Source organism: Paenibacillus sp. J31R120, assembly GCF_056269225.1.
The window spans coordinates 103,406-126,963 of the sequence record NZ_JBWDNN010000012.1 but is presented as its reverse complement, the minus strand read 5'-3'; the positions used below and the strand labels follow the sequence as shown (position 1 = coordinate 126,963).

Sequence of the window (23,558 nt, the reverse complement as noted above, 5' to 3'; positions counted from 1 at the left end):
AACCATCAGGAGTGCAAGCACTCCATCAAGTCCGCTCGACTTGCATGTATTAGGCACGCCGCCAGCGTTCGTCCTGAGCCAGGATCAAACTCTCCATAAAAGTTAGTTTGAAATGCTCATTACGTTGTTGCTTCGAAATTCCTCATAACCAGCAAGCTGATTATGGAAACCTCGTTATCGATTCAATCTTGCGATTGTATCGGGCAGTTTCGCTCGTTGTTCAGTTTTCAAAGAACAATCATTTGTCTTTCGTTTCGTGCGTGTCAGCCGTTTGTTTCAGCGGCGACTTAGATAATATATCATGGATGCCTATATGATTGCAAGTACTTTTTTAAAAAAGTTTTCATAGAATATTATCTTCATATAGATACATCCATTCTAGCAACGACTCTTCATTCTTTTTCGCATCTATATAATGAAAGGCATGCGAGGATTGCTCTGACCATAATAGCCGTTTACCTAGTGGAGCATCCAACATTTCGTAATACTCTTCTACAAGAGAAGACATCACATGGCGTTCTTGCCTTCCATGAATAAATTGCACGGGAACCGATAAGCTGCCGGATTCCTTACGAAAGTCTATCGATTGAATCTCTTTCAGCAATCTCTCATTGTAAGCCAGCTTAAAACCCGATACCAAAGAGTGATAGACATCTCCTATTGAATAGTCCGGTGAGCAGATCATCGTTTTCAAAAGTCTGGACATCTGTGGTGATTGCCCGTCTTCCGTATAATGAAACATCGATTTATTGCGCATTAACCATTTACGCAGCTCGCCCCACTGTTTAAGGCCATTGTAATAAGGAGGTTCTCCTACGGTCAATAGCGCCCTACGCATCTTCTTATCGTTTTTAAGTTCGGCTTCTTCCAACAACCACTGGTAGCACAACCTGTCATTCTGTGTCCAATTCACAATCTGCGAAAAAGCTGTATAGGATGCATAGTGCTCCGAATAACCACTTATCAGCTTGAGGCCAAGTATGGTTCCCCATGAGTGGGCGGCGAGATGGATGCGCTCTTTGCCAAAAGCGTCTTTTAAATACTTCGTGACCTCAAGAGCATCTTCAACATACTGTTCCACATGCAGACTCTCGGAAGGAATTTTATTTGAATAGGATTTGCCGGTTCCTCTTTGATCCCAATATACAACTGTACCATGCTTCACCAACTCTTTTGTACACGTAACTAGTGCATAATCTACTCCCCTACACGACACCCCGGGAATGGGCATACTCGGTCCCCCATGCAAAAATAAAAGAATAGGATTGTTTTTCGAATGACCTTGTATAAGTAGCGTCTGATCGATGCCGCCGATCTTCAACGTCTTAATAGCCTCTATTCCTTCACTTGGTATCTTATAATCTCTTGTGCGCCTGCTGCTTATTCGCATCCTTCTCATCCCCCGTGAGCAAAATTCTTTCTATAAAGAACTCCGCATGTTCATCCATCCGCCTCTCCAGTTCTGCCGTGTCTTTGTCGTCATACTGAAGCAACTGGTATTCCGCGTACATGGCAAACACCGGATACTGATATTCATAAGCTAGTTGTCTTGGTGGGAATGGGCGGATCAAACCTTTGTCTATCATGATTTGAAATGCGCTATCCACAAATTGCAGACTTCCTTCAATAACATCTTGAAGCAATATCTCTCTCGCTTGTTCATGAGCAAATTGCTCCATATGAATGATTCTGGAGATCTGCGACATTCGCGGATGGTTTAGAATCCTAAACTTGTACTGAGTCAGACCCTGTCGCAAAAAATCCAGTGGCGTCATAGATGCCACAATGCGCTCCAGCTCCAACTCAGGTGGAAACATATTTCTATAGGCTTCACGATATTCAGCAAAAATCGAACTTAAAATGTGCTCCTTGTTTTTAAAATGGTAATAGAGCGTGCTCTCCTTGATTCCAACCAGTCCAGTAATGTCTCTAATCGAAACTGCGTTGAATCCCTGATGAGAGAACAAGTCAATCGAGACCTCCATAATTTTCTCCTTGGTACCCAATTACATCACCTCTTTTCAATTCTAACGAACGTTAGATAGATAAGCAATAGTCTCTGAAGTTTTAGACAAAATAAAAAGCCCGCCATTCGGCGAGCTTCTATAATAAGATGGCTGGATTCCATTGCACTTTTAATATTGTTTCGCTTTTGTATACATCGTGCTGTCTTTGATCATGGCTGCCTTCTTCTTGCTTTGTACTGTTCCTGCATCAAGTGTCGTGTCGATCGTCACCCATTTGCCGTTCAAGTATACTTCATTCCAAGCGTGGTACACATCCAGATACTTTGTCTGCCCCATGACCAACTTAGTCGGGATGTCCATACTGCGAAGCATAGCTGCGAATAGAGAGGAATATCCGTAACAAATGTCTTTCTTAGAATCAAAGGTGCGTTCAATGCTAGGCAGATAATCGGACGGTACATTTTTGGCAAGCGCTTGATCGTATACAATAGTGGTTGTAATGAAATCATATACGGCCTTGACCTTCTCCTCATCTGACTTCTTACCTTTTGCAAGCTCCATTGCTTTCTCTATCGGCTTGTCTGTGCTTGTCCAACGTATATTCTGAACGGAGTTCAAGTAAACGATATTATCATCCTTCAGCTTTAAATGAAGCTTGTCTTGCTTCATTACCTTATAAGACTTCCCTGAGACATTCTCTAGCAATGAGACCGTATACTCGCCATTCCCGAGCTGCAGTGGAAAAGATTCCGTTTTTTGGCCAACTGCTAAGTTGTACGTATAGCTCTCTTGGCCCTTCGTGATCATTACCTTTGTCTTTACGTTTTTCTTCACATCATAGGAGACTGATATAACTCCACTCGACGCATTTGACTTATCCAACCAGCTATTGCCGGCATTAGCATATGAAGTTGTAAAAGATACGGTTGAGAACATGAATAATACCGCAATAAGTAGTAGAGTGAATTTACGCACGAATAACACTCCTTTCGGTAGCTGGCTGCCATCATCCGAAGGCCCTATAGCTTTGCGTCCCTGACTTTCGGCAGGTTTGCCATTATCGCGTCTACTATTCGACGGTTCGTTCGATATAGACCTATTCTTGTTCGATATAGTCCTATGTAAATAAAAAAAGCATGTCCATTCGGTAGCTGGCTGCCATCATCCGGAAGGCCCTATAGCTTTGCGTCCCTATCTTTCGATAGGTTTGCCGTTATCGTGAATTGCCTATATGGTTCTATACTACCACATTTTTCTAGTAAATCAAGGGATAACCTTCTAAATTTATGAATCAGTTACAGCGTTAATCATCATTCTGTCGATAGAATGAACATTGAGGTCGAAAGAGTAAACTTTCCAAGCATTCAAAAGACCCCTTCCGTCATCCGGAAGGGGTCTTCCTTGAAGTTACTATATTAATATTAGGAAGTTTTATCCTGCCTGAGCCTGTGCAAGTTTATTTTTATGTCGGTTCATCTTAATCGAAAGGTTAAAACGTTTGGTCTCGTCCAAACAGCCATCCAACAATAAACGGTAGTAGACGATGCAGAGAAGATGCCACTGTTTTGCAAAACGGAAGCGATTTCTCATCGTAAAACCTCCTGGTTGTCGCACCTCCGTACAGGAGGCACGAAATTCGGTAACTGGCTGACATACCTCGTTAAGCTTAGCCCCTGTAGCTTTGCATCGCATCTTCTTTCAATGGTTTAGTCTTTATCGGATGTGATTTTCTATGATGTGAACTTATTTTACCAAATTGAAACAAGCGATGTATATGAATACATAGTCCTATGATCTCGACTTAATCATGACCATTCGACTACTTAATTCACAGCCTTTCTCCAAAGGGAAAAAAAGTCCCGTGTTTCTAGTTTGAACTATGAAAGCGAGCGTAAACCCGCGCGATAATAACCGTTCCAATCTATACAATGACGAGCAATGGCCTACTATATTCTCGTCAACAGCAGGCAAAGAAAAAAGACGCTATCCAAGGAACTTGAACAGCATCTCAAATATTATTACAAACCATTTTCGCAGCAGACTATGAGTTGCATTTTAAATATTTTCTTATAGATTTATTTCTTGATGATTCTACTTTAAATTATGCCTTAAATAGATTCACTGGTCGGCTCACAGGAGTTGAAGTATTAACTTTTACTTCATTCTCACTCGTAACCGCTGTCTCTAATCGATCAGAAATATGATTAAGTTGAATAATCAAGAATGGCAGGATGCAGATCATTCTAAAATATTGCAACATAGGGAAAGAGACCTCGGCTAGAAGAATTGTAAAAAATACAATATGTAATGTAAAGCGAGACTTCATATTTCTTCTAAGAAAGAAATAAAGACCACCATACACGACAATGATGAGTGGGATTGACCCCCGCAAAAGATTTAAAATGATACCGGAATCTCCAAAAAATAAATCTTCTGAGTAACCATATCCTATAGGATTAAACGGATGATTCTTCATGTATTCAAAGTTTCCCGATAATATCCCACTCGATGAGTATCTGCCTAATACTCCATTAGCTGGGTTAAGAGCAAGCTTATAAACTTGTTCAAACGTGGAGCTCATAAAAACTGACACTTCATCTATCTTAATTAGAATACCAACAATTAGAATAGTCATTGAAGAATAAAATACAATTGGCTTATTTCGTAAAAAGTAAAATAACAATTGAAGTATTCCTATAATTAAAAAGAAATACGAGGAATTTGAATTTAAGAAAAATAACAATATTAAATAACCCACAGAAAGCATTATATCAATGCTTTTTTGGCTGCTTCTAAAAGAGTACAGGCTTATAAAGAAGAACAAATAAAAAAATACGGATGCAATATAGTGCGTTGCAAAGGTTAACACTGGCTTGTTGAAAGAAAGCATTAAATTAACTAACTCGTTATTGAAATAGGAGTAATAGCTAACAATAAATTGATCAAGAAATGCAAAATTAATCATGATCAAACCGATGACAATATTAACAGAATGAATGACTCTCAGTGCCTTCTCGGAGATATAATATTTTTCATACGATGAATCCACTTTAACTAAAATCAATAACGAAAGCGCAAAATAAAATAATATACTACCAAAAGAGTATTCAGAAAAAGGAGAGATTAACGTGCTTACTAACGGTATTGCGTTTATACATAAACCACATATCAACATATTCATGTTGATATTCCTCTGCTTGACTAGTAAATACAAGAGAGCACCTATTAAAACTGCGTATCCCATTGTAAGCAATAAATCTGTTGGCGTACCATTTATTGACGTGGGAATATACATCCCAAATATAAAAAGGAAAAACGGTAAAATTCTCAACATCTTACACCCCTAACAATTTGTCTATCTACAAAAAATTATATACTATTCAATTTGTAGCCACAATTAAAAAGGGTTATGTGACTCAACTTTAGTCCGACACTAAATAAATCTGTTCTTGAAGCTTCTGGCGGTAGAACTATTTACTTTTTATCTGCTTGGTTTATATTGTCATGCATTACACGCTAAAAGAAAACCCTTGGTCTAGTGCCAAGGGTTCACTTTAATTCCTATACAAATTACTTTAATTTGTCTATATACTTCTTACCTGCTTCGAACTGGGCCTCAAACTCTGCGCGATACGTTGCAATGATGTCCGTGCTGTATCCATTTTCGGTCAACGATGCCGAAACATCTGTCAAGATTGAATTAAACTGAGCCGTGCAGCTATCAACCTTTGCATATACTTTGGTTTTAATTTGATCTTTTTCCGTCTGTGTCTCAGCCCATAAATAACTAAAAGCCATATCAACTAGTGCCGTCTCACAGCTATTAAGCAACGAATTAAGCCTGCGCTCAGCATTTTCTGTGATCTGTTCATAGGTCATCTTAACGGATTCGCCTGGAACACCGCCTTCACCTGGGTGAGTAGTTTCTTCATTGCCGTTTTTTTCCTCTTGATACGCCTTGGATTCCGATGTTACAGTTCTTGTTTTGTCATCCCAGCTTATTACAGCTCCAACGGACTCCGACAAGAAACGCAGCGGTACATAAATTGAGCCTTTATAAATAAAAATCTCCTGTCCTTTTGGCAATGCCTTTTCTTTTCCGTTAAATACTAGCTTCGCAATTGTCGGCTTCATAGGAAGACTCTCAGCCTTAAATGGTTTAGTCACTCCTACAGTGGCAAGCTGAAGCTGTTTTTTAAGTTCTGCCAGTTCTTCTTTCGTCGGCTCTTGGACAGTTACCATAAATTGTTTTGCATCCCAGCCTACCGTTTTTTGCAGGGCATATGAAATATAACGTATAGGCACATAAGTGCGGCCTTGATAAATAAAAGAGTATTGACCTTCCGGCAACTTAAACTCTTGCCCGTCAAAGATTAATTTAATCGGTTGAGTCTTCACTTGAACCGGTTTTTCAGCAGACTTTTCAGCAGCCCAAACTCCCATAGGGGAAATGGTTGCTAGAATCATCATGACGAGGGTAGCCAGAATAAAATAGTTTTTTTTCACTGATAATCTCCTGTCTATTCATATTGAGTTATTATTTCAACGCATTGCGAATGGCATTGAGGGCTTCTGCTCGCACGGATGACTTGGCGCTTTCATATTGACCGCTCCAATCCGGCATTGTTTGTTCATCCAAATCTGCGTTCTGATATTGCGTCTTGGATTGTCCGAAAAGGAGATTGAATTGAACATCACATTTTCCTTCGGCCGCAATAATGTCAGTCAGGAAATCCCCCTGAATCGATTCAAGGGAAGCATCTTCTTCCGCTTTCAACTGAGCCACAATTTGATTGACTAGCTGATTACTGGTTGCCTTGCAGGAAGCACGAAGCTTCTCCATAGATTCGGTTGTTGCGGCATCGATATCCTTCTTCTTCTTGATCTTATCCTCAGGAGAAGGGGTTGCTACTGGAGTATTCCCTGAACCGCTACTGCCATCCGTTGAAGGAGCAGGCTTGGACGTAGACGGAGTTTCTGTAGGTATATTTCCCGAACCAGAGTTAGGCTCTTTAGAAGGCTGATCTATTGTTCCAGGGACTTGTTCGGGGTCGTTACTTTTACCGCCCCCATTACTATCCGGCTCTTTTGAAGGCTCGGCATCTCCTTCTTTGGAAGGGTTGTCCTCCGCTTCGGCAATCTGTCCGTTTAGTTCCTTTACCTGATCCATCTTCTCAAATAAGTTCATACTTGCATATGATGCTATTCCAATCAGAATAACAGCTCCAATAGATACAATTAGAATTTTGCGCTTTTTTTTCATCACTCTTTCCCGTTTAATGACTATACCAATACTGTCACTATACGAGTCTCCTTATGCAGAATAATTGATTCCATTATTTTCTTAGACGCAAATGAATCTATTTTGTTTCGATTTTCCCGCATTTTTCTGCTTAAGATACACTTTTTTTCATTTCATAGATGCATAATCACTAGAATGACTATACTCAAAACGCCAAGCATCACGACACATGGTAAACAGATCCCGTTTAGCTACCCAGCCTAATTCTATCTTAGCTTTTGAGGTGTCCGCATAACACGAGGCGATGTCTCCTGGTCTTCGGTCAACAATTTTATATGGAATTGTTACGTTATTTGCCTTCTCGAACGCATGAATAAGCTCTAATACGCTTGTTCCATGACCGGTTCCCAAATTGTATGTATTAATACCATTGACCTGATGGTTTAATGCTGCTACATGTCCATCTGCTAAATCCATAACATGAATATAATCACGAACACCCGTTCCATCTACTGTGGGGTAATCATTGCCGTATACTTGAAGCATATCTCGTTTTCGCTTTGCGACCTGTGCTATATAGGGCATTAAATTATTTGGTACTCCACTGGGACGTTCCCCGATTAACCCGCTTTCATGCGCCCCGACAGGGTTAAAATACCGGAGAATAGAAACCGAAAAATGAGGGTAAGCATTGACTATGTCTATGAGCATTCTTTCACTCATAGCTTTCGTTTCTCCATATGGATTTGTGGTCGGTAACAAATTCATACTTTCTACAAATGGACTCTCATTATCACCGTAAACAGTCGCAGAAGAACTGAATACCAGCTTTGAAACACCATATTTGATACATAGCTTTGATAAAACAAGAGTGCCCACCATATTATTAAAATAATATTCCAATGGTTTCTTTACAGATTCCCCTACTGCTTTAAATCCTGCAAAATGAATAACTCCATCAAAGCTGTGTGCATTAAAAACTTGCTCCAGTTCCGATTCACTCGTCACATCAATATTATAGAAAGCAAACTCTTTACCGGCTATTTCCTTAACTTTATCCATAATGACCGGACTGCTATTTGAAAAGTTATCAACGACGACTATCTTATGACCCTCGTCTAATAAAGAAATGCAAGTATGAGATCCGATATAACCGGCTCCACCCGTCACCAGTATATTCATACCTTGAAAACCCCCAATCCGACTTTTTACTTCAGGCCGTAATAATCTACATACCAATCCGTAAACTTCTGCAGTCCTTCATTGATTGGTGTTTTTGATTTGAACCCTGCAGCCTGATACAGCGAATCAGTCGATGCGTATGTCGCAGGCACGTCCCCAGGTTTAATTGGTTCAAATGTCTTATTAAATACAACTTCTTGTCCCATAGAGTTGCTTAAGCATTGCTCTAAAGTTTCAATAAATGACATCAGTTTAATTGGAGTATTGTTCCCTATATTATATACGTTGGAAAGCTTTTCAGCAGGAGGATGAATCATTAGACCTCTAATTCCATCTATAATATCGTCAATATAAGTAAAATCCCTATATAGATCATTATTATAGTCACCATTATTGAATATTTTAATGGAATTTCCTGCAAAGTATTGATCTAGAAATCCAAAATAAGCCATATCAGGGCGACCTAAAGGACCATAGACAGTAAAAAAACGTAAACCGGTCGTCGGAATATGATATAGATGACTATACGTGTAAGCCATCAGCTCATTTGTTCTCTTGGTTGAGGCATAGAGTGAAACCGGTTGATCTACCCGATCTGTTTCTTCAAATGGAACCTTAGTGTTTGCCCCATAGACTGAGCTGGACGATGCATACAACAAATGCTGAACAGGATAGTGTCTGCTAGCCTCCAAAATATTATAAAATCCAATGATATTGCTTTGAATATACACATCCGGATTCTCAATCGAATATCTGACTCCGGCTTGAGCAGCCAAATTAACAACAATATCGGGCTTGTGCTTTTCAAAAATATCTTGAACCAATTGCTTGTCAGAAATATCGGCTTGAATGAAAACAAATTGACTAAATTGTTCTAGCTGCTGCAACCGTGATTTTTTTAAGGAGACATCATAATAATCATTGATATTATCTACCCCAATAACAGCACAGTTTTCCTGAAGCAGCCGTAATGCCAGATAGTATCCGATAAAGCCAGCTGCACCTGTTACTAAATAAACTTTACTAGAATCAATAGCATCGGAATTCATAATATCTAACCCCCTCATCTACCATCTCTCATTATTGATTGGCGACCTATTGAATGATATTCTACTCCTGCTATTTGCATTTCTAAGATAGGATACAGGTTCCTACCATCATAAACTAGCGGGGTTCTCATCAAATTTTTAAACATCTCCGGTTTCATTTGTTTAATTTCAGGCCACTCTGTAAAAATAAAACATACATTTGCAGATTCCAATGTATCCTCAATACTATTAGAGTATTGTATGTAACCAGAACCAGCCTTGCCCTCAGGATAAAGTTTCGAAAAATTAGATGCGCCGACCGGATCGTATGCATATATATGAGCTCCATGCTCCAGCAGTAATGGAATGTTCTCCAAAGATGCAGCTTCCCTTAAATCATCGGTTCCCGGTTTAAATGTTAATCCCAATACTGCAACTTTAAGTCCGTTGAAGGTAATTAGCCGATTACTGGCTTTCTTATAAAGAATTGTTTTTTGATCTTTATTCACATCTATTGCTGCCTTAACGGTTCTAAGTTCATACCCCTGTTGTTTCGCCAAGTACTCCAAAGCTTTGGTATCTTTAGGAAAACAGGAACCGCCGAAGCCGATCCCGGCATTAAGAAACTTATCACCAATGCGCTTATCAAAACTCATTCCTTTAGCAACATCCTGAATATCCGCTCCCACAAGTTCACATAAATTGGCAATATCATTCATATACGAAATTTTCAAAGCTAGAAAATCATTGGATGCATATTTGATCATCTCTGCCGATCTTCGGCTTACAGATACAATAGGCAACTCAAATGGCTTGTATATCTCTTTTAATAATTCACATGCCCAATGGCTCTCCGTTCCAATAATAATACGATCCGCCTTTAATGTATCGCGAACAGCCGAGCCTTGTGCCAAAAACTCTGGATTTGACGCCACCTCTACCTTAACTGGATGAACCAAAAAGTCATGTATAAACTGCTCTACCTTGTCATTGGTACCTACTGGCACGGTAGACTTCACCACGACCAAACAATCATTTTCAATAGTCTCAGCTATTTCCCTTGCTACTGATGCAATATATGCCAAATTTGCGGAGCCATCAGGTTGTTCCGGCGTACCTACACCAATAAAGATGGCATCTGCATTTTTATAGGCCGAGCGATAATCCGTCGTATAATTAATTCTGCCTGCTTGATAGTTTGTTCTCATTAACTCCTCCAACCCGTCTTCATAGATCGGAGAAATCCCGGATTTCATTAATTTAACCTTTTCTTCGTCAATATCCACGCAAGTAACTTGATGACCTTTTTCAGCAAAACAAACGCCAGCCACCAAACCGACATAACCTGTCCCCGCCACAGCAATTCTATACATAAGTACGCCTCCTGATGGATAACCAATTTTCATAGTAATTCCTAGTGATTACTATAATTAATGTGTCTGTCGCTTAACTTTTTATCCCGATCAGTTTAACAATCTTATTAGGTAAAAATTTGGCCGCTATACTTCTTAATTCAAGCTTCGTGGTAGGATGAAGTAATAGAACTCCAAAGTAAATACATATACAAATCATAATCGAAATGAAATCCCATAGTACAACATTGCTCACTTTTTTAAGCAAGATACCGATAACAGCCATTATACCTGCAGCCGCAATGGTAGGAAGAACATTTTTAATGGTTTTCAGTATGGATATTTTTATCGCTACCTTCATTAATATAAAATGTACGATAATCGATTGAAATCTAATAAATGCTCTTGCAAATACCAAAGCCCAGAATCCATACTTAGCGGCAATGATGCAAGTTGGCACAAGAATGATTAAATGCAATAGCTGAGCAAGAAAGGATAAATTCGGCCTTCCTTTGGCTCGATAAACCTCGCTTGAGAAGTGTCCAAACACAATAATAAATGCACTTGTTAATGCCCATATTCCAACTACATTACTTGCTTCAGACCACTGGCTCCCCAATAATAATTGTGTAGCCAAGTCACTGTATAGATAGACTCCAACTCCCATTGGTATAACTAGTATAGAAACAAATCTTTGAAACTTGAAAAATAGCTTGTTGAATTCCCCTGTGTCGTCCTGCAAGCGCGATAAAGCAGCAAACAAAACAGGCGCCGCTGCCGCAGTTACTATTGATAATAGAGAATTAACCATAATGGTTGAAGTTTTATATAAACCTAAATAGTATTCATTTAAGTAGTATCCGATAATGAACGTATCAATCCATATGGTAAGCCAAATCGATATAGCTTCCACAAGCGACCACGCACTGAATCTAAACATTTTTTTAAGAGTAGCTAATTCGTACCAAAATTTGGGCTTCCATATTGATTTGGCCGTTAGAATAATAGCATTAATAAATTGCATCGAAATCATCCCAATAATAAGCGACCAATAACCAAATCCAATTAGTGCCAATGGAATAGTAATTACAAGGGGTACTAGTACCGTAGTAATTCTTGCGAAAAATAGTATCTTGAAGTTAAAACTCCGTCTGAAAAGAGCCATCTGTACACTTATAATTGATGTTAGAGGAAGCTGAATACAGGCAATTATAATAACAAAACCAAGCCCAGGATTCCCGACCATTACTGCAATTTGTTCATTGAAAATAGCAATTATACCCCACAAAACAAATGCAATAATCATGTTTGACCAAAAAGCAACGTTGGCGCTGTTATACTTGCTTCTCTGGCTTTTGAACTGATGTTGGACCAGATAATTTTGAAACCCGGTTACTGCTAGCATTTCTGCAAAACTAATGATCATTGTAATTGTAGCGATAACTCCAAAAGCCTCTGGAGCCAAAATCCTTGCCAGAATAATATTAGTTAAAGGCACAATTATTTTGGCTAGTAATTCAGTAATTGATGACCATTTTGTTGCATTTACAATTTTTCCCTGTATGTTTTTTGCTTCCACGCTAGTGTATTCTCCTTTAACTCCGCCGAAAAATCATTATTTACTTCTGATCACTCGGTTCATTGCCAAGGTCTATCCAGCTGCCTAATTCAAAGTCGTATGACTCTGGGGTAAACGGCTCGAATCCCGATCCTGGATAAAAAGTTAACTCTCCAAAATAAATTTGTCCATTCGACTCATAAAAGTCGACTCTCACAAATGAAGTTCCAGCGGACAATTTTTCTGCTAATTCAATCATCTTAGTATAATTATTTGGTTTTTCTATTGCTTCTGTACTGTTTGGATATAATCGATAGAAAGGCATTAAGTTCCAATCCACATCATAGAAATTCATTTTCATACCTGTTCCGGAATTCCGACTCGTACAAACAAAAGAACACTTCGCTTGTCCGTTAAAACACAAAAACTTATAATCCTTTAGATCCACTCCAGAATCATCCACCATGTATTTTTCACATACAATTTTAGGTTTTATATTTTTGTATGGCCATTCCCTATGAATCCAGTAATACTCTCGTTTCATCCAACCTTCTATTTCTTTTTTCAGCTGCCTATAATTAATTTTAGATTTATCAGTGCATATATATACATTCCCTGAGGTATGATTAGGTTTTAATACAAATTGATTTGGCAATTTCTCAAAATCGATTTCTTCAAAAGAGTTGTACACACCTAGAAGCGGAATTAGAAATTCCTGACCGATTGTAGCCGCTATGTATGCCCTAACGTTATACTTATCAACTAGATCTGTATAATGAGGGTTCCGGTCATGGATTTTCAAGTACTGCATTTTCTCATTGAAAGTAGCCGGTTTATCAAGGTTCAAATTTCTCCTCAGGATTAACCGGTATTTAATCTTCAAGAATAAGCTATCGGGCATGACTCGAAATATTCGTAAATTCAATGCATTTACAATGACCAACCGAGGATGTTTGATTGCTTTTAAAATCTTTTTGATCACAAGAATTACCTCTCATTATTCAATTTGTGGAATCAAAAACTGAAAAAAGTTCACTTGTTGACTTATAAGCGAACTAATTCATTTGCTTGGACTATTCTTTTAACTTTCCAAGATTTTCTGATACTCTAGTATGATTTTTTTAATATCAAAAAACTCCGCCCTTTGATTGGACCGATTATCATTTTTTATGGATTCAATAATGCCCTTAGCCAATGATTGTGGGTCTTCCTCTTTAACTAAGATACCGTATTCGTTATTACCAATAATCTCTCTGGGACCGCTTTTGCAATTTGTTGATACAACTTTGGCGTCACAAGCCAAAGCCTCAAGGAGAGTATTCGGAAATCCTTCCCATCTTGATGAAAGAATATATGTATCAGAAAAATAATAATACGGATATGGGTTTTTCTGAAACCCCTTTAATGTAACATGTTCTTCAATGCCCAATGTTTTGATCTGATTAAGCAATTCACTTTTTAATGCACCGTCCCCTAGTATAGTAAGATGAGCATTGGGGACTTGTGGAATAACCAATTTAAAGGCATTCAATAAAATATCAAAGCCCTTCTGACGGTCTAATCTCCCTACGGAAAGAAGATTTATCTTATCTTGTTTATCTGTATAGGGGTTATCACTTTTTATATCTCCCCTGATTTTTACAAGATCCAACGGATTATAAATGCATACAATTTTTTCGGGTGCAATATTGAATGATTTTATAATATCTTCCTTCATATCATTACACTGGGCAATAATATGATCCGCCCTGGGATACAAGAAGCGATACGCAAAAGTGAGTAGTTTATTTTTAGAGGATAAGCTCTTGGATGGCGTATTAGCTTCTCTAACAATAAGTTTAGGCTTTCCTTTTAGAAAGCCTTTTATCACCAACAAAGCAAGGTTGAGATGTCCTAATGTTGATAGAATAACATCCGGTTTATATTGATTTAATTCCTTTATCAATTTCGGCAAAGAATAGCGCACCCTGTCCGTATTTAAATCAACAATCGTCACTGTGGACGGGACCAGATTTAGATACATACCCTCTTTTTTAATCATAATTAACCTGACTTCAAATTTACTCATATCCAAATTGCGGATGACGTTTACAATGACTCTCTCAGCTCCACCTCCGCCAAGGTTTGGAATAACAAATGCAACTTTCTTTTTCATGGACTACGACTCCCTAGTAAGAAGAGTATTAAATTTATAATTAATTAAAACAGGCTTGGAGTAGCAATTTCATTACTTGCTTGATACAGCTTTGTAAATTTTGATCAATTCGTGTTTGTAATCCTCTTCGCGATTCAAAACAGTAAAGTGTTTTTTAGTAGCCTGCGACATGCTGCTGCAAAGCTTTTCATCAGAAATTAATTTTATAACTGAATCGGACAACCGGTTATTATCTTCGTTCAAAAAACCGGTTTTATTGTTAATAACAAGATCCATCATTCCATCAACAGGTGTGCTGACTATTGGAACTCCAAGTGCCATTGCTTCTAATGCTACAATTGGTGTACCTTCATATCTGGAGCACATAAGCATACATTTTGCCTGGGCCAAGGCTTTATAAGGATAAGATAGGCGTCCTGTAAATACTACTCTGCTCAATAGCCCTTTTTCTTCAAATACCCTATACATTTCATCTTTCAATTCACCCTCACCCACAATCCCAAACGTTGTGTTGGGACAAGCCTCCAATACAAGTGATGCTACTTCCGCTACTCTTTGGGGATTCTTAGGATAGGTTAGTCTTCCTACATATATAAAATCAAATTTATATTCATTATCGTCCTTAGTATACAGTTTCTCTATGCGTGGACTATGTATGATATTTCGTAAACAGATTGTTTTATGCTTAATAAAGTTCCTAAATACATAATCCTTTAGGATACTATCTGAAACCGAAATGATTTGCTTGGTTCTTATTGTAGATAACATATACAATATGGACTTCAGGCTCAACACTCTCATCTCAGAACTGTTTCCATGAATATGTGAAACTACAGGTATGCCCTTGGCCACCCAAGATGCCATTGCAGTCGCGCGAACATCATGGGCATGAATAATATCAGGACGATACTCTCTAATAGCTTTTCTTATTTCTGATGTATTGATCCTGTCAAGAGGAAGGAACCGCACTTCCCGATCATCCAAAGCTTTTCGGATTCGACCTTCAGGTGAACAGTATGCAATATCATAGTTATCCTTAAGCATCATACTGATATCAGCAACTACATTTTCTGCACCGGACAGCACATTGCTCTGCAATAAATGGAGTATTCTCATTTTTTGTCCTTTCACTCGCTCAGGCTTCTGATGTCTCTTTATTCCTTGTTACTGAATCGTAAATTAGCCTCATTTTTTGTTTTACGTTTTCTTCATCAAAGGCTTTCACTTTTTCTCTATTAAATTGTCCAAACTTAGCACAAAGCTCTTTATTAGCAGATAGTTTCTTAATTGCGTCAGAAAAACCATTTGAATCAGCCGGATCTACAAGATATCCTCCCTGGCCATCCATAATTAAGTCCAGATTTCCCCTTATTTTCGAGCAAACTACAGGCAAGGATGATGACATTGCTTCCATAAGGGCAACGGATAGCCCCTCCCTATAGGATGGGAATGCAAATAAATCAGCTTCTCGAATTATTTGAGCCACATCATTGCGATAGCCAAGCAGCACTACTTGATCACTCACGCCATGTTCCGCTGCTGCGATACGAATTTTCTCTTTTAATGGCCCTTCGCCACAAATAACATATTTAAGATTAGAATTTCCGATTTTAGATAATGCCTCAATCACGGTAATATGGTTTTTATTTTGATTAAGCTCACCTATTGATAGAATGAGAAAATCTTCCTCTGTAATTCCTATTTCTCTTCTCAAAGAGCTTTTTTGATTAGACTGATTGATAAACTCATCTATATTAATACCGATTCCGGGTACATATTCTACTTTGCTAGCCGAAAACTTCTTGGCTTGGTCATAATCTTCATTGTTTATTGTAATTAATACATCCGTATAATTGGCCAAATATCTTTCTACTGGATAGTACAGAATCCAGTTAGTTAAAGGAGCCCCTTTATAGAAGTGGAACCCATGGGCTGTATAAATGACCTTCACATGATTCAGTTTCTTACATATCAATCTTACAATTGCTGATGCAATGGGTGTATGTGTATGTACCAAGTCGTACTGTTCTTCATCTATAATTTTTTTCAGCTGCTTAAAAGCACTAATATTATCTGTACTTATTGGGGACCTTTGAAAGGGCAATACATGTACTTTGCATCCCATCTGAGCGATTGCGGGACTTACTTTTTGTTCAATATTAAAGGCTACATCTACTTTGTATCCTTTATTGATCAGCATCTTAATGTGGGGAATTAAAAATGCGTTTACTGTATTTGAAATTGTAGTTATGAATAATATCCTCATTTTTAATTCTCCGTTCACTAAGTACTCTCTGAAGTCTTATGCTAAATTTAACCATACAAGATATCAATGAAACTCTCAAATGTAAGAAGAAATATATATTACAATTAAATACTTACATTTCCATGCTTTTTGAAGTTGTTCCCTTAAAAGGCTCCATTGTGACAGATGTATTTGAAGTAATACCTTCTCTTACAAACACTTTTTGTATAGTTAGAAAAATAATCTTCCAATCCCTAATAAAACTCACATTATCTACGTATTCGACATCTAGGTTAAGCCTTTCTTCCCAGCTAATCGCATTTCGACCATTTACCTGTGCATGTCCTGAAAGACCCGATCTTACTTCGTGCCTTCTCTTTGAGTGCTCGTTGTAAAGTGACAAATATTCAACTAGTAAAGGTCTAGGTCCTACTATTGCCATATCTCCACGAACTATGTTCCAAAGCTCTGGTAGTTCATCAAGACTTGTAGCTCTCAACATCTTCCCAAACTTAGTAAGTCTTACAGAGTCGGGCAACAATTCTCCTTGTGCATCCTTTTCATCTGTCATAGTTCTAAATTTATACATTCGAAATATTTTCTCATTCAGTCCCGGGCGTTCTTGAATAAATATTACTGGACTGCCCAGTTTAATCCTTACTAATATAGCAACAATCCCAATTATCGGACTAAGTAGAATGAGAGCAATCAAAGAAAGAACTAAATCCTGAGGTCTTTTTATAAACTTCTCATACAATCCTTTCTTGATGTCCATATTATTTCCACAACTCCTTAAATATCTTGCAAACTCTCTCTAGATCTTCATCAGTCATTTTAGTATCACTTGGCAAGCAAATGCCATTTTTAAAAAGATTCTCGCTCACTACTCCGCCTATATAATCATACTCTGCAAAGAAAGGCTGCAAGTGCATTGGCTTCCACACAGGTCTTGATTCAATATTTTCTTTTTCAAGTTTTTCTATTACAGCAATCGGCTTTACTTTCCCATTCAGCGTCAGACAAGACAACCAATAGTTAGGTTCATTCCATTCATTAATTGGCATAAACTCTACATCCTCAAGTTCGCCAAGTTCTCTTTTATAGTACTCAAAAATGTATCTTTTCTTTGCAACTCTCAGATCTAATATTTTAAGCTGTCCTCTTCCAATTCCAGCTGCAACATTGCTCATTCGGTAGTTGAATCCTAATTCGCTATGCTGGTAATGCCTTGCTTGATCTCTAGATTGTGTAGCCCAAAACCTTGTTTTAGCAATCTTCTCTTCATTATCAGACACAAGCATACCACCGCCAGATGTCGTAATAATTTTGTTTCCATTAAATGAAAACACTCCAAACTCGCCAATTGTTCCCGTGTGCTTACCTTTATAGTAAGTGCCAAGTGATTCAGCGGCATCTTCAATTAATGTTGCGTTATTATGCTTGCAGAGCGCTGCTATTCTATCCATATCTGCAGACATACCATATAGATGTACAATCAGTACCGCCTTGACCCGATCTCCATATTTTACAAAAGCCTGTTCCAATGCATGCGGGTCCATATTCCATGTTTCATAATTGCTATCTATAAAAACTGGAATCGCGTTCTCATATATAATAGGGTTAGCTGTGGCAGAAAAAGTCAAAGACTGACAGAGGACGATATCACCTGCTTTAACTCCAGCACATTTAAGTGCCAATTGTATTGCTGAAGTACCAGTAACGGTTGCAGAAGCTGCTTTCGATCCAACTTTGGCCGCTAACTCTTTTTCAAACTCATTAACATTTGGCCCAAGTGGTGCGATCCAGTTCGTCTCAAATGCTTCTTTTACATAAGCCATTTCGTAACCTTCATCGCTCATATGAGGAGAGGAAAGCCAAATCTTAGAAGCCATAGTTACAATCTCCTTCTAAACATCTATCGTTGGTTCATCCCACTTACGCTTATTAAAGCTTTATAATTTAGTTACTTTATTACTTTTTAATAGTTCCTCAAGGTATTCCAATAACTCAGTTCGTAAACTAGAATTTTGAAGGGCCATTTCGATCGTTGTTTTAATAAATCCAAATTTCTCTCCAACATCATAACGTGTACCTTCGAAATCATAAGCATACACAGCCTCAAAACGGTTTAGTTCGGCAATCGCATCTGTCAATTGTATTTCTCCACCAGCACCTGGTTGCTGAGATTCTAATATATTAAAGATCTTGGAACTTAGAATATAGCGCCCCATAATGGCTATATTAGATGGAGCTTCTTCCATCTTTGGCTTCTCCACAAGTCCGCTTACGCTGTACAGACGTTCATGAATTTCCTTACCTGCCACTATTCCGTATCTAGAAACTTCATTTGGGCTTACTCCCTGTACACCAATTATAGAAGATTTATATCGATCATACTGTTCGATCATTTGTTTCAGACACGGTTTGTCAGCTTGAACTATATCGTCACCCAAAAGTACTGCAAATGGCTCGTTTCCAATAAATTTTCTCGCGCACCATATCGCATGGCCTAAACCTTTTGCTTCCTTTTGCCGAATATAATGTATATCAACCATTTTAGAGGACTTCTGAACTTCATTCAGAAGCTCAAGCTTGCCCTTCTCCAGCAAGTTCTGTTCGAGCTCAAATGAATTATCAAAGTGGTCTTCAATAGCACGTTTGCCTTTTCCGGTAACGATAATAATATCCTCAATTCCGGATTCAACAGCCTCTTCTACAATGTACTGAATGGTAGGTTTATCTACAATAGGCAACATTTCTTTAGGCATGGCCTTCGTTGCCGGTAAAAATCTTGTGCCTAGACCCGCAGCAGGAATAATAGCCTTCCGCACTTTCATACAACGACCTCCATGGTTCGTAACAATAGTGTGTTATTTATCCTTTATAGCCTCAGTGTAGCCTTTTCCCTCGCTCATACCATATTTTTTTGCAATTTGAATCAACTCATCATATTGTTCAGGGGTCAACTTCTCCAATATTAAGCTGCGTGCCTGTTTCTTTTCGTCTAGATTAAGACCCCCGCTTGCCAATTCTTGAAGCAACTTCATATCCTCAACGCTTAGTTGCTTCAAAAAAACTCCGGCAAGCTGTGCTTTTTCACCAACTGTAATCTTTTCTTGCACGTTTTTTGCTTTGTCAGTAGATATCTCCGCGGTATAACCGTCATCAGAAGGCTGATTACCTGCAGATTTATCTATATCAGGACTCTCTTCGTTAGTTGAGTCATTATGGTTTGGTTCTGCATTCCCATTATTCTCTTTTACTGCCAAGTCCGTCTCTAAGCTACTTGCCAATGAAGCAATCATCCGATCCATAGCATAGTTAGCAGCAAATAAACCACCTACACCTAATACGACAATAATTGAAGCTACCCAAATAAGGACCTTTTTCCATTTTTTCATTCGCTTCTCACCTCTTCTGATTGAATAATAGTATGACTTTACGATACATGAGAGTAAAAAGGTACTAACCGCTCAATAGCAGCCTTTACGGAATGATGATCCTCACCCAATACTTTCTCAAACCTTCTAAATTGCATATCCAGTTCTGATCTATTAATTTCTGAAGGCCTACCTATAAAAATTCGTTCATGCTGAGTAGCCGTTGTTGCTTCAGACTCTGTTAATAATTCTTCAAACAACTTCTCGCCTTCACGCATACCGCTAAATTGAATTTTAATATCCACATCCGGCTCAAGTCCTGAAAGTCGAATCAAGTCTTTAGCCAAGTCCAATATACGAACGGGTTTGCCCATGTCCAATATAAAGATTTCTCCGCCTTTTGCAAATGCACCAGCCTGAATGACTAATTGAACAGCCTCTGGTATTGTCATAAAATATCTAACCATATCGGGATGAGTTACCGTAACTGGACCGCCAGCCAAAATTTGTTCCTTAAACCTTGGAATAACACTACCTCGGCTGCCGAGAACATTACCGAATCGCACAGCCACAAATTGAGTATGACTTGTAGCATTAATGCTTTGAATATACATCTCTGCAATCCGCTTTGTAGCGCCCATGACGCTGCTAGGATTGACGGCCTTGTCCGATGAAATCATGACAAAGCGCTGCGCACCATACTTATCTGCTGCATCTGCAACATTTTTAGTACCAAAAACATTATTTTTAATTGCTTCAGATGGATTACGCTCCATAAGTGGTACATGTTTATGAGCTGCTGCGTGAAAAACAACATTCGGTTTGAATCTTGCAAAAACCTTATCCATTCGATCGCGATCCTGGATATCTGCAATTACTGTCTCTAATTGTGCTTGCGGGAACTTATTTCTAAGCTCCATCTCTATTAAATAAATACTATTCTCCCCATGACCAAGCAATAACAGCTTAGATGGCTGGTACGATGCAATCTGTCTACAAAGCTCTGATCCTATCGAACCTCCTGCACCTGTAACCAATACTACTTTATCCGTAACATAATCCATAATGCCCTTCATATCAATGTTAACGGGCTCTCTTCCTAGTAAATCCTCAACTTCTACGTTACGCAAGGTTTGAACTGCCAGACGCCCCGATATAAAATCATTAATAGCCGGTATAATCTTAACCTTGGCACCTGTCAATTTACATATATTGATTATATCTGAAATGTCTGCCCGTTTCGCGGACGGCATAGCAATGACAATGTCATGAATATCATGTTTTTGTACAATATGTTCTATGTCTTCACGGTTACCCATAACCGGTACCCCTACGACCTGCATATTACGCTTATGATTATCGTCATCAATGAAACCAATTAACCGACTGTCCTTGAAAAGATCACTCGTCATAATTTCTTTAGCAATAAGAGCACCACAATCTCCGGCCCCTACAACTAATATATTATGTGGTTGTTCCAATTTTATAGATCGGTTTACTCGTATTAAGCGCCATAAAAATCTTGATCCACCCATTAAAAGCAACATAAGCTCTAAAGTTCTAGAGCCTATTGATAGTGGAATACGCTCACCAAAAATCAAGGAGGCGGCTGTATAGGATAATAGCATTCCAATTACAATCGCTTTGAAGAGCTCAATAATCTCTCCAATACTTGCATATTGCCACATTCTTCTATACATTCTGAAGAAGGCAAGGCTGCTACCGCATATGACTGTCGTCACTATAGCAAATAACAGCATTTGCTCCTCATAACGGAGAGGAATGCTTCCACTGAAACGGAACAGATAGGATACCCCTATGGCCACCCAAATAATGATAATATCCACCACTAGTATAATTAGCATCCTTCTTCTGTAACTCATTTTGCTCATTCCTTCCGCCGTTGCAACAATTATGACTTATTTTTCATTTGTACCATAGTAATAATAATAGGCCTCTTCTTTCGCTCTGCGCTTCACATTATTTAGAACAACACCCAATATGTGAGCATTAACACTCTGCAAATTCTGAACAGCCTTCTTAGCAATTTCTCTCTTAACACGCCCCTGATCGACAACAAGAACAACCCCATCACTCTTTGCAGCAACGATCTGTGCATCCGTTACAGCCAATAGTGGTGGTGTATCAATAAGAACAACATCATACTTTTGTCTAAGCTCTTCAATAACTGCAGTCATTCTTTTGGAATTCAGCATTTCTGCCGGATTTGGGGGAATTGCCCCTGATGTGATAATATCCATTCCAGGCACGTCTGAGTGTTGTATCGCCTCTTCTAGTGAGCACTGCTGCGACAATACAGAAGACAATCCAAAGCGGTTAGAAATAGAGAATGTATGATGCGCCGTTGGCTTACGAAGATCAGCATCAATAAGAACAACTTTGCGCTCAGACTGAGCAAAAGTGATAGCTAAGTTAGTAATCGTTGTCGACTTTCCTTCACCTGGGCCTGCTGAAGAAACCATAATAACCTGCATTTTTTCATCAATGGACGAGAAGTCTATGTTTGTCCGCAATGAACGGTAGGACTCAGAAATTGGGGATTTAGGATTAGTCAGAGTAATTAGCTGACGTTTACTTTTCGATTGTGACACGCTCTAATTCACCAGCCTTGTAAGTTCGGGTAGTTGCTTGAGATTGTGTGGACTTCTGCTCCTCTGGATTCATTTTTGAAATCATAGCAATAGTAGGCAGCCCCAAATGCTCGAGCACATCCGACTCTGTCTTGATCGTGTCATCCAAATATTCAAGCAAAAACACAACGCCTACCGATAACATAAGTGAAACGATAAGCGCAATCGCAATATTCAGAGGCACATTAGGTGATACAGGCCCCGGTTGCGCATTGATATCCGCTTCATTTAATATCGAAACGTTTTCTACTTTAAAAATATGTTGAATTTCCTCTCGGAACACATTGGAAACTGCATTCACTGTTTGGGCAGCCCTTTGATAGTTTACATCCTCAACAACAAGTGTCATAACCTGAGTATTATTTACAGAGCTTACTTGAATATGCCCGATCAGCTCTTGAGCAGTGTATCCAAGTTCTGGATATTGATTTACAACCTTATCGAGTATTGCAGGAGTCTTAATAATTTCTTTATAAGTATCAATCATGCGTATATTCGTATTTATCTGATTCAAATCGAGTTGTTGGGTCGCCAGTTGCGACGAGGTTTGGTTGACGATTATTTTGGTCGAAGCTTCGTAGATAGGATCTTTGAAATATAAGCTGTATACTGCAGACAATGCAGAACAGATCACAACAATAGATAGGATTAACGCTAAACGCTTACGAATAATGGACAGATACTGTCGAAAATCTAATTCATTAGTCACTCTGACTACTCCTCCGTTGACTATAGTAAGCTCATGCTTTTCAAGAAAAAATCTTCCTCCCATCTACATGAGAGGAAGATTTCAATTGT

22 protein-coding genes, 1 rRNA gene and 3 riboswitches are annotated in these 23,558 nt (G+C 38.6%); all 23 genes read right to left on the bottom strand.

The features are described 5' to 3' along the window. Positions 1–100: ribosomal RNA gene (locus tag AC0YNW_RS27495) — 16S ribosomal RNA — on the bottom strand; the annotation flags it as partial. 243 nt (positions 101–343) lie between these two features. Then, positions 344–1,390: an alpha/beta hydrolase gene (locus tag AC0YNW_RS27490; protein ID WP_475834581.1), complete on the bottom strand. Its 1,047-nt coding sequence runs from the start codon at positions 1,388–1,390 to the stop codon at positions 344–346. Beyond that, a complete protein-coding gene (locus AC0YNW_RS27485) occupies positions 1,356–2,006 on the bottom strand; it encodes a TetR/AcrR family transcriptional regulator (protein ID WP_475834580.1) in 651 nt (216 codons plus the stop codon). The genes AC0YNW_RS27490 and AC0YNW_RS27485 overlap by 35 nt, the downstream gene beginning before the upstream one ends. 129 nt (positions 2,007–2,135) lie before the next feature. Then, positions 2,136–2,942, bottom strand: coding sequence for a transglutaminase domain-containing protein (locus AC0YNW_RS27480; RefSeq protein WP_475834579.1), 807 nt, complete (start codon positions 2,940–2,942; stop codon positions 2,136–2,138). Between the two features lie 13 nt (positions 2,943–2,955). Continuing rightward, positions 2,956–3,033, bottom strand: a riboswitch (cyclic di-GMP riboswitch). A 77-nt stretch (positions 3,034–3,110) separates the two neighbouring features. Further along, positions 3,111–3,189, bottom strand: a riboswitch (cyclic di-GMP riboswitch). A gap of 209 nt (positions 3,190–3,398) precedes the next feature. Further along, positions 3,399–3,557 carry a hypothetical protein gene (locus AC0YNW_RS27475; protein WP_475834578.1) on the bottom strand — a complete coding sequence of 53 codons (159 nt, stop codon included), beginning with the start codon at positions 3,555–3,557 and terminating at the stop codon, positions 3,399–3,401. Between the two features lie 45 nt (positions 3,558–3,602). Further along, positions 3,603–3,689: riboswitch (cyclic di-GMP riboswitch) on the bottom strand. Positions 3,690–4,068: 379 nt separating this feature from the next. Next, the gene (locus tag AC0YNW_RS27470; RefSeq protein ID WP_475834577.1) at positions 4,069–5,301 is read right to left on the bottom strand and encodes a hypothetical protein; all 1,233 of its coding nucleotides are present in this window, start codon (positions 5,299–5,301) and stop codon (positions 4,069–4,071) included. 236 nt (positions 5,302–5,537) lie between these two features. After that, positions 5,538–6,473, bottom strand: coding sequence for a copper amine oxidase N-terminal domain-containing protein (locus tag AC0YNW_RS27465; RefSeq protein WP_475834576.1), 936 nt, complete (start codon positions 6,471–6,473; stop codon positions 5,538–5,540). Between the two features lie 31 nt (positions 6,474–6,504). Further along, positions 6,505–7,230: a hypothetical protein gene (locus AC0YNW_RS27460; protein WP_475834575.1), complete on the bottom strand. Its 726-nt coding sequence runs from the start codon at positions 7,228–7,230 to the stop codon at positions 6,505–6,507. 147 nt (positions 7,231–7,377) lie between these two features. Then, entirely contained in the window at positions 7,378–8,391 is a 1,014-nt protein-coding gene (gene galE / locus AC0YNW_RS27455; protein ID WP_475834574.1) for a UDP-glucose 4-epimerase GalE, read from the bottom strand. 26 nt (positions 8,392–8,417) lie between these two features. Then, positions 8,418–9,440, bottom strand: a complete 1,023-nt coding sequence (locus tag AC0YNW_RS27450; RefSeq protein ID WP_475834573.1) for an SDR family NAD(P)-dependent oxidoreductase — start codon at positions 9,438–9,440, stop codon at positions 8,418–8,420. 14 nt (positions 9,441–9,454) lie between these two features. Then, positions 9,455–10,792 carry a UDP-glucose dehydrogenase family protein gene (locus AC0YNW_RS27445; RefSeq protein ID WP_475834572.1) on the bottom strand — a complete coding sequence of 446 codons (1,338 nt, stop codon included), beginning with the start codon at positions 10,790–10,792 and terminating at the stop codon, positions 9,455–9,457. 73 nt (positions 10,793–10,865) lie between these two features. Beyond that, positions 10,866–12,350 (bottom strand): lipopolysaccharide biosynthesis protein, encoded by a 1,485-nt coding sequence (locus AC0YNW_RS27440; RefSeq protein ID WP_475834571.1) that lies wholly within the window; start codon positions 12,348–12,350, stop codon positions 10,866–10,868. A gap of 40 nt (positions 12,351–12,390) precedes the next feature. Next, complete coding sequence (locus AC0YNW_RS27435) at positions 12,391–13,311, bottom strand: ATP-grasp fold amidoligase family protein (RefSeq protein ID WP_475834570.1); 921 nt, start codon at positions 13,309–13,311, stop codon at positions 12,391–12,393. A gap of 99 nt (positions 13,312–13,410) precedes the next feature. Next, positions 13,411–14,484: a glycosyltransferase gene (locus AC0YNW_RS27430; protein WP_475834569.1), complete on the bottom strand. Its 1,074-nt coding sequence runs from the start codon at positions 14,482–14,484 to the stop codon at positions 13,411–13,413. A gap of 72 nt (positions 14,485–14,556) precedes the next feature. Continuing rightward, a complete protein-coding gene (locus tag AC0YNW_RS27425; RefSeq protein ID WP_475834568.1) occupies positions 14,557–15,615 on the bottom strand; it encodes a glycosyltransferase in 1,059 nt (352 codons plus the stop codon). Between the two features lie 4 nt (positions 15,616–15,619). Next, positions 15,620–16,750, bottom strand: coding sequence for a glycosyltransferase family 4 protein (locus tag AC0YNW_RS27420; protein WP_475834567.1), 1,131 nt, complete (start codon positions 16,748–16,750; stop codon positions 15,620–15,622). A 112-nt stretch (positions 16,751–16,862) separates the two neighbouring features. Further along, positions 16,863–17,504 carry a sugar transferase gene (locus tag AC0YNW_RS27415; protein ID WP_475834566.1) on the bottom strand — a complete coding sequence of 214 codons (642 nt, stop codon included), beginning with the start codon at positions 17,502–17,504 and terminating at the stop codon, positions 16,863–16,865. Position 17,505: 1 nt separating this feature from the next. Then, complete coding sequence (locus tag AC0YNW_RS27410; RefSeq protein WP_475834565.1) at positions 17,506–18,621, bottom strand: DegT/DnrJ/EryC1/StrS family aminotransferase; 1,116 nt, start codon at positions 18,619–18,621, stop codon at positions 17,506–17,508. A gap of 60 nt (positions 18,622–18,681) precedes the next feature. Further along, a complete protein-coding gene (galU, locus tag AC0YNW_RS27405; RefSeq protein WP_475834564.1) occupies positions 18,682–19,566 on the bottom strand; it encodes a UTP--glucose-1-phosphate uridylyltransferase GalU in 885 nt (294 codons plus the stop codon). Positions 19,567–19,599: 33 nt separating this feature from the next. Continuing rightward, positions 19,600–20,130: a hypothetical protein gene (locus AC0YNW_RS27400; RefSeq protein WP_475834563.1), complete on the bottom strand. Its 531-nt coding sequence runs from the start codon at positions 20,128–20,130 to the stop codon at positions 19,600–19,602. A 38-nt stretch (positions 20,131–20,168) separates the two neighbouring features. Then, a complete protein-coding gene (locus AC0YNW_RS27395) occupies positions 20,169–21,992 on the bottom strand; it encodes a polysaccharide biosynthesis protein (RefSeq protein ID WP_475834562.1) in 1,824 nt (607 codons plus the stop codon). 36 nt (positions 21,993–22,028) lie between these two features. Continuing rightward, the gene (locus AC0YNW_RS27390) at positions 22,029–22,721 is read right to left on the bottom strand and encodes a CpsD/CapB family tyrosine-protein kinase (RefSeq protein WP_475834561.1); all 693 of its coding nucleotides are present in this window, start codon (positions 22,719–22,721) and stop codon (positions 22,029–22,031) included. Then, entirely contained in the window at positions 22,702–23,469 is a 768-nt protein-coding gene (locus AC0YNW_RS27385) for a YveK family protein (RefSeq protein WP_475834560.1), read from the bottom strand. The genes AC0YNW_RS27390 and AC0YNW_RS27385 overlap by 20 nt, the downstream gene beginning before the upstream one ends. Positions 23,470–23,558: the final 89 nt, after the last annotated feature.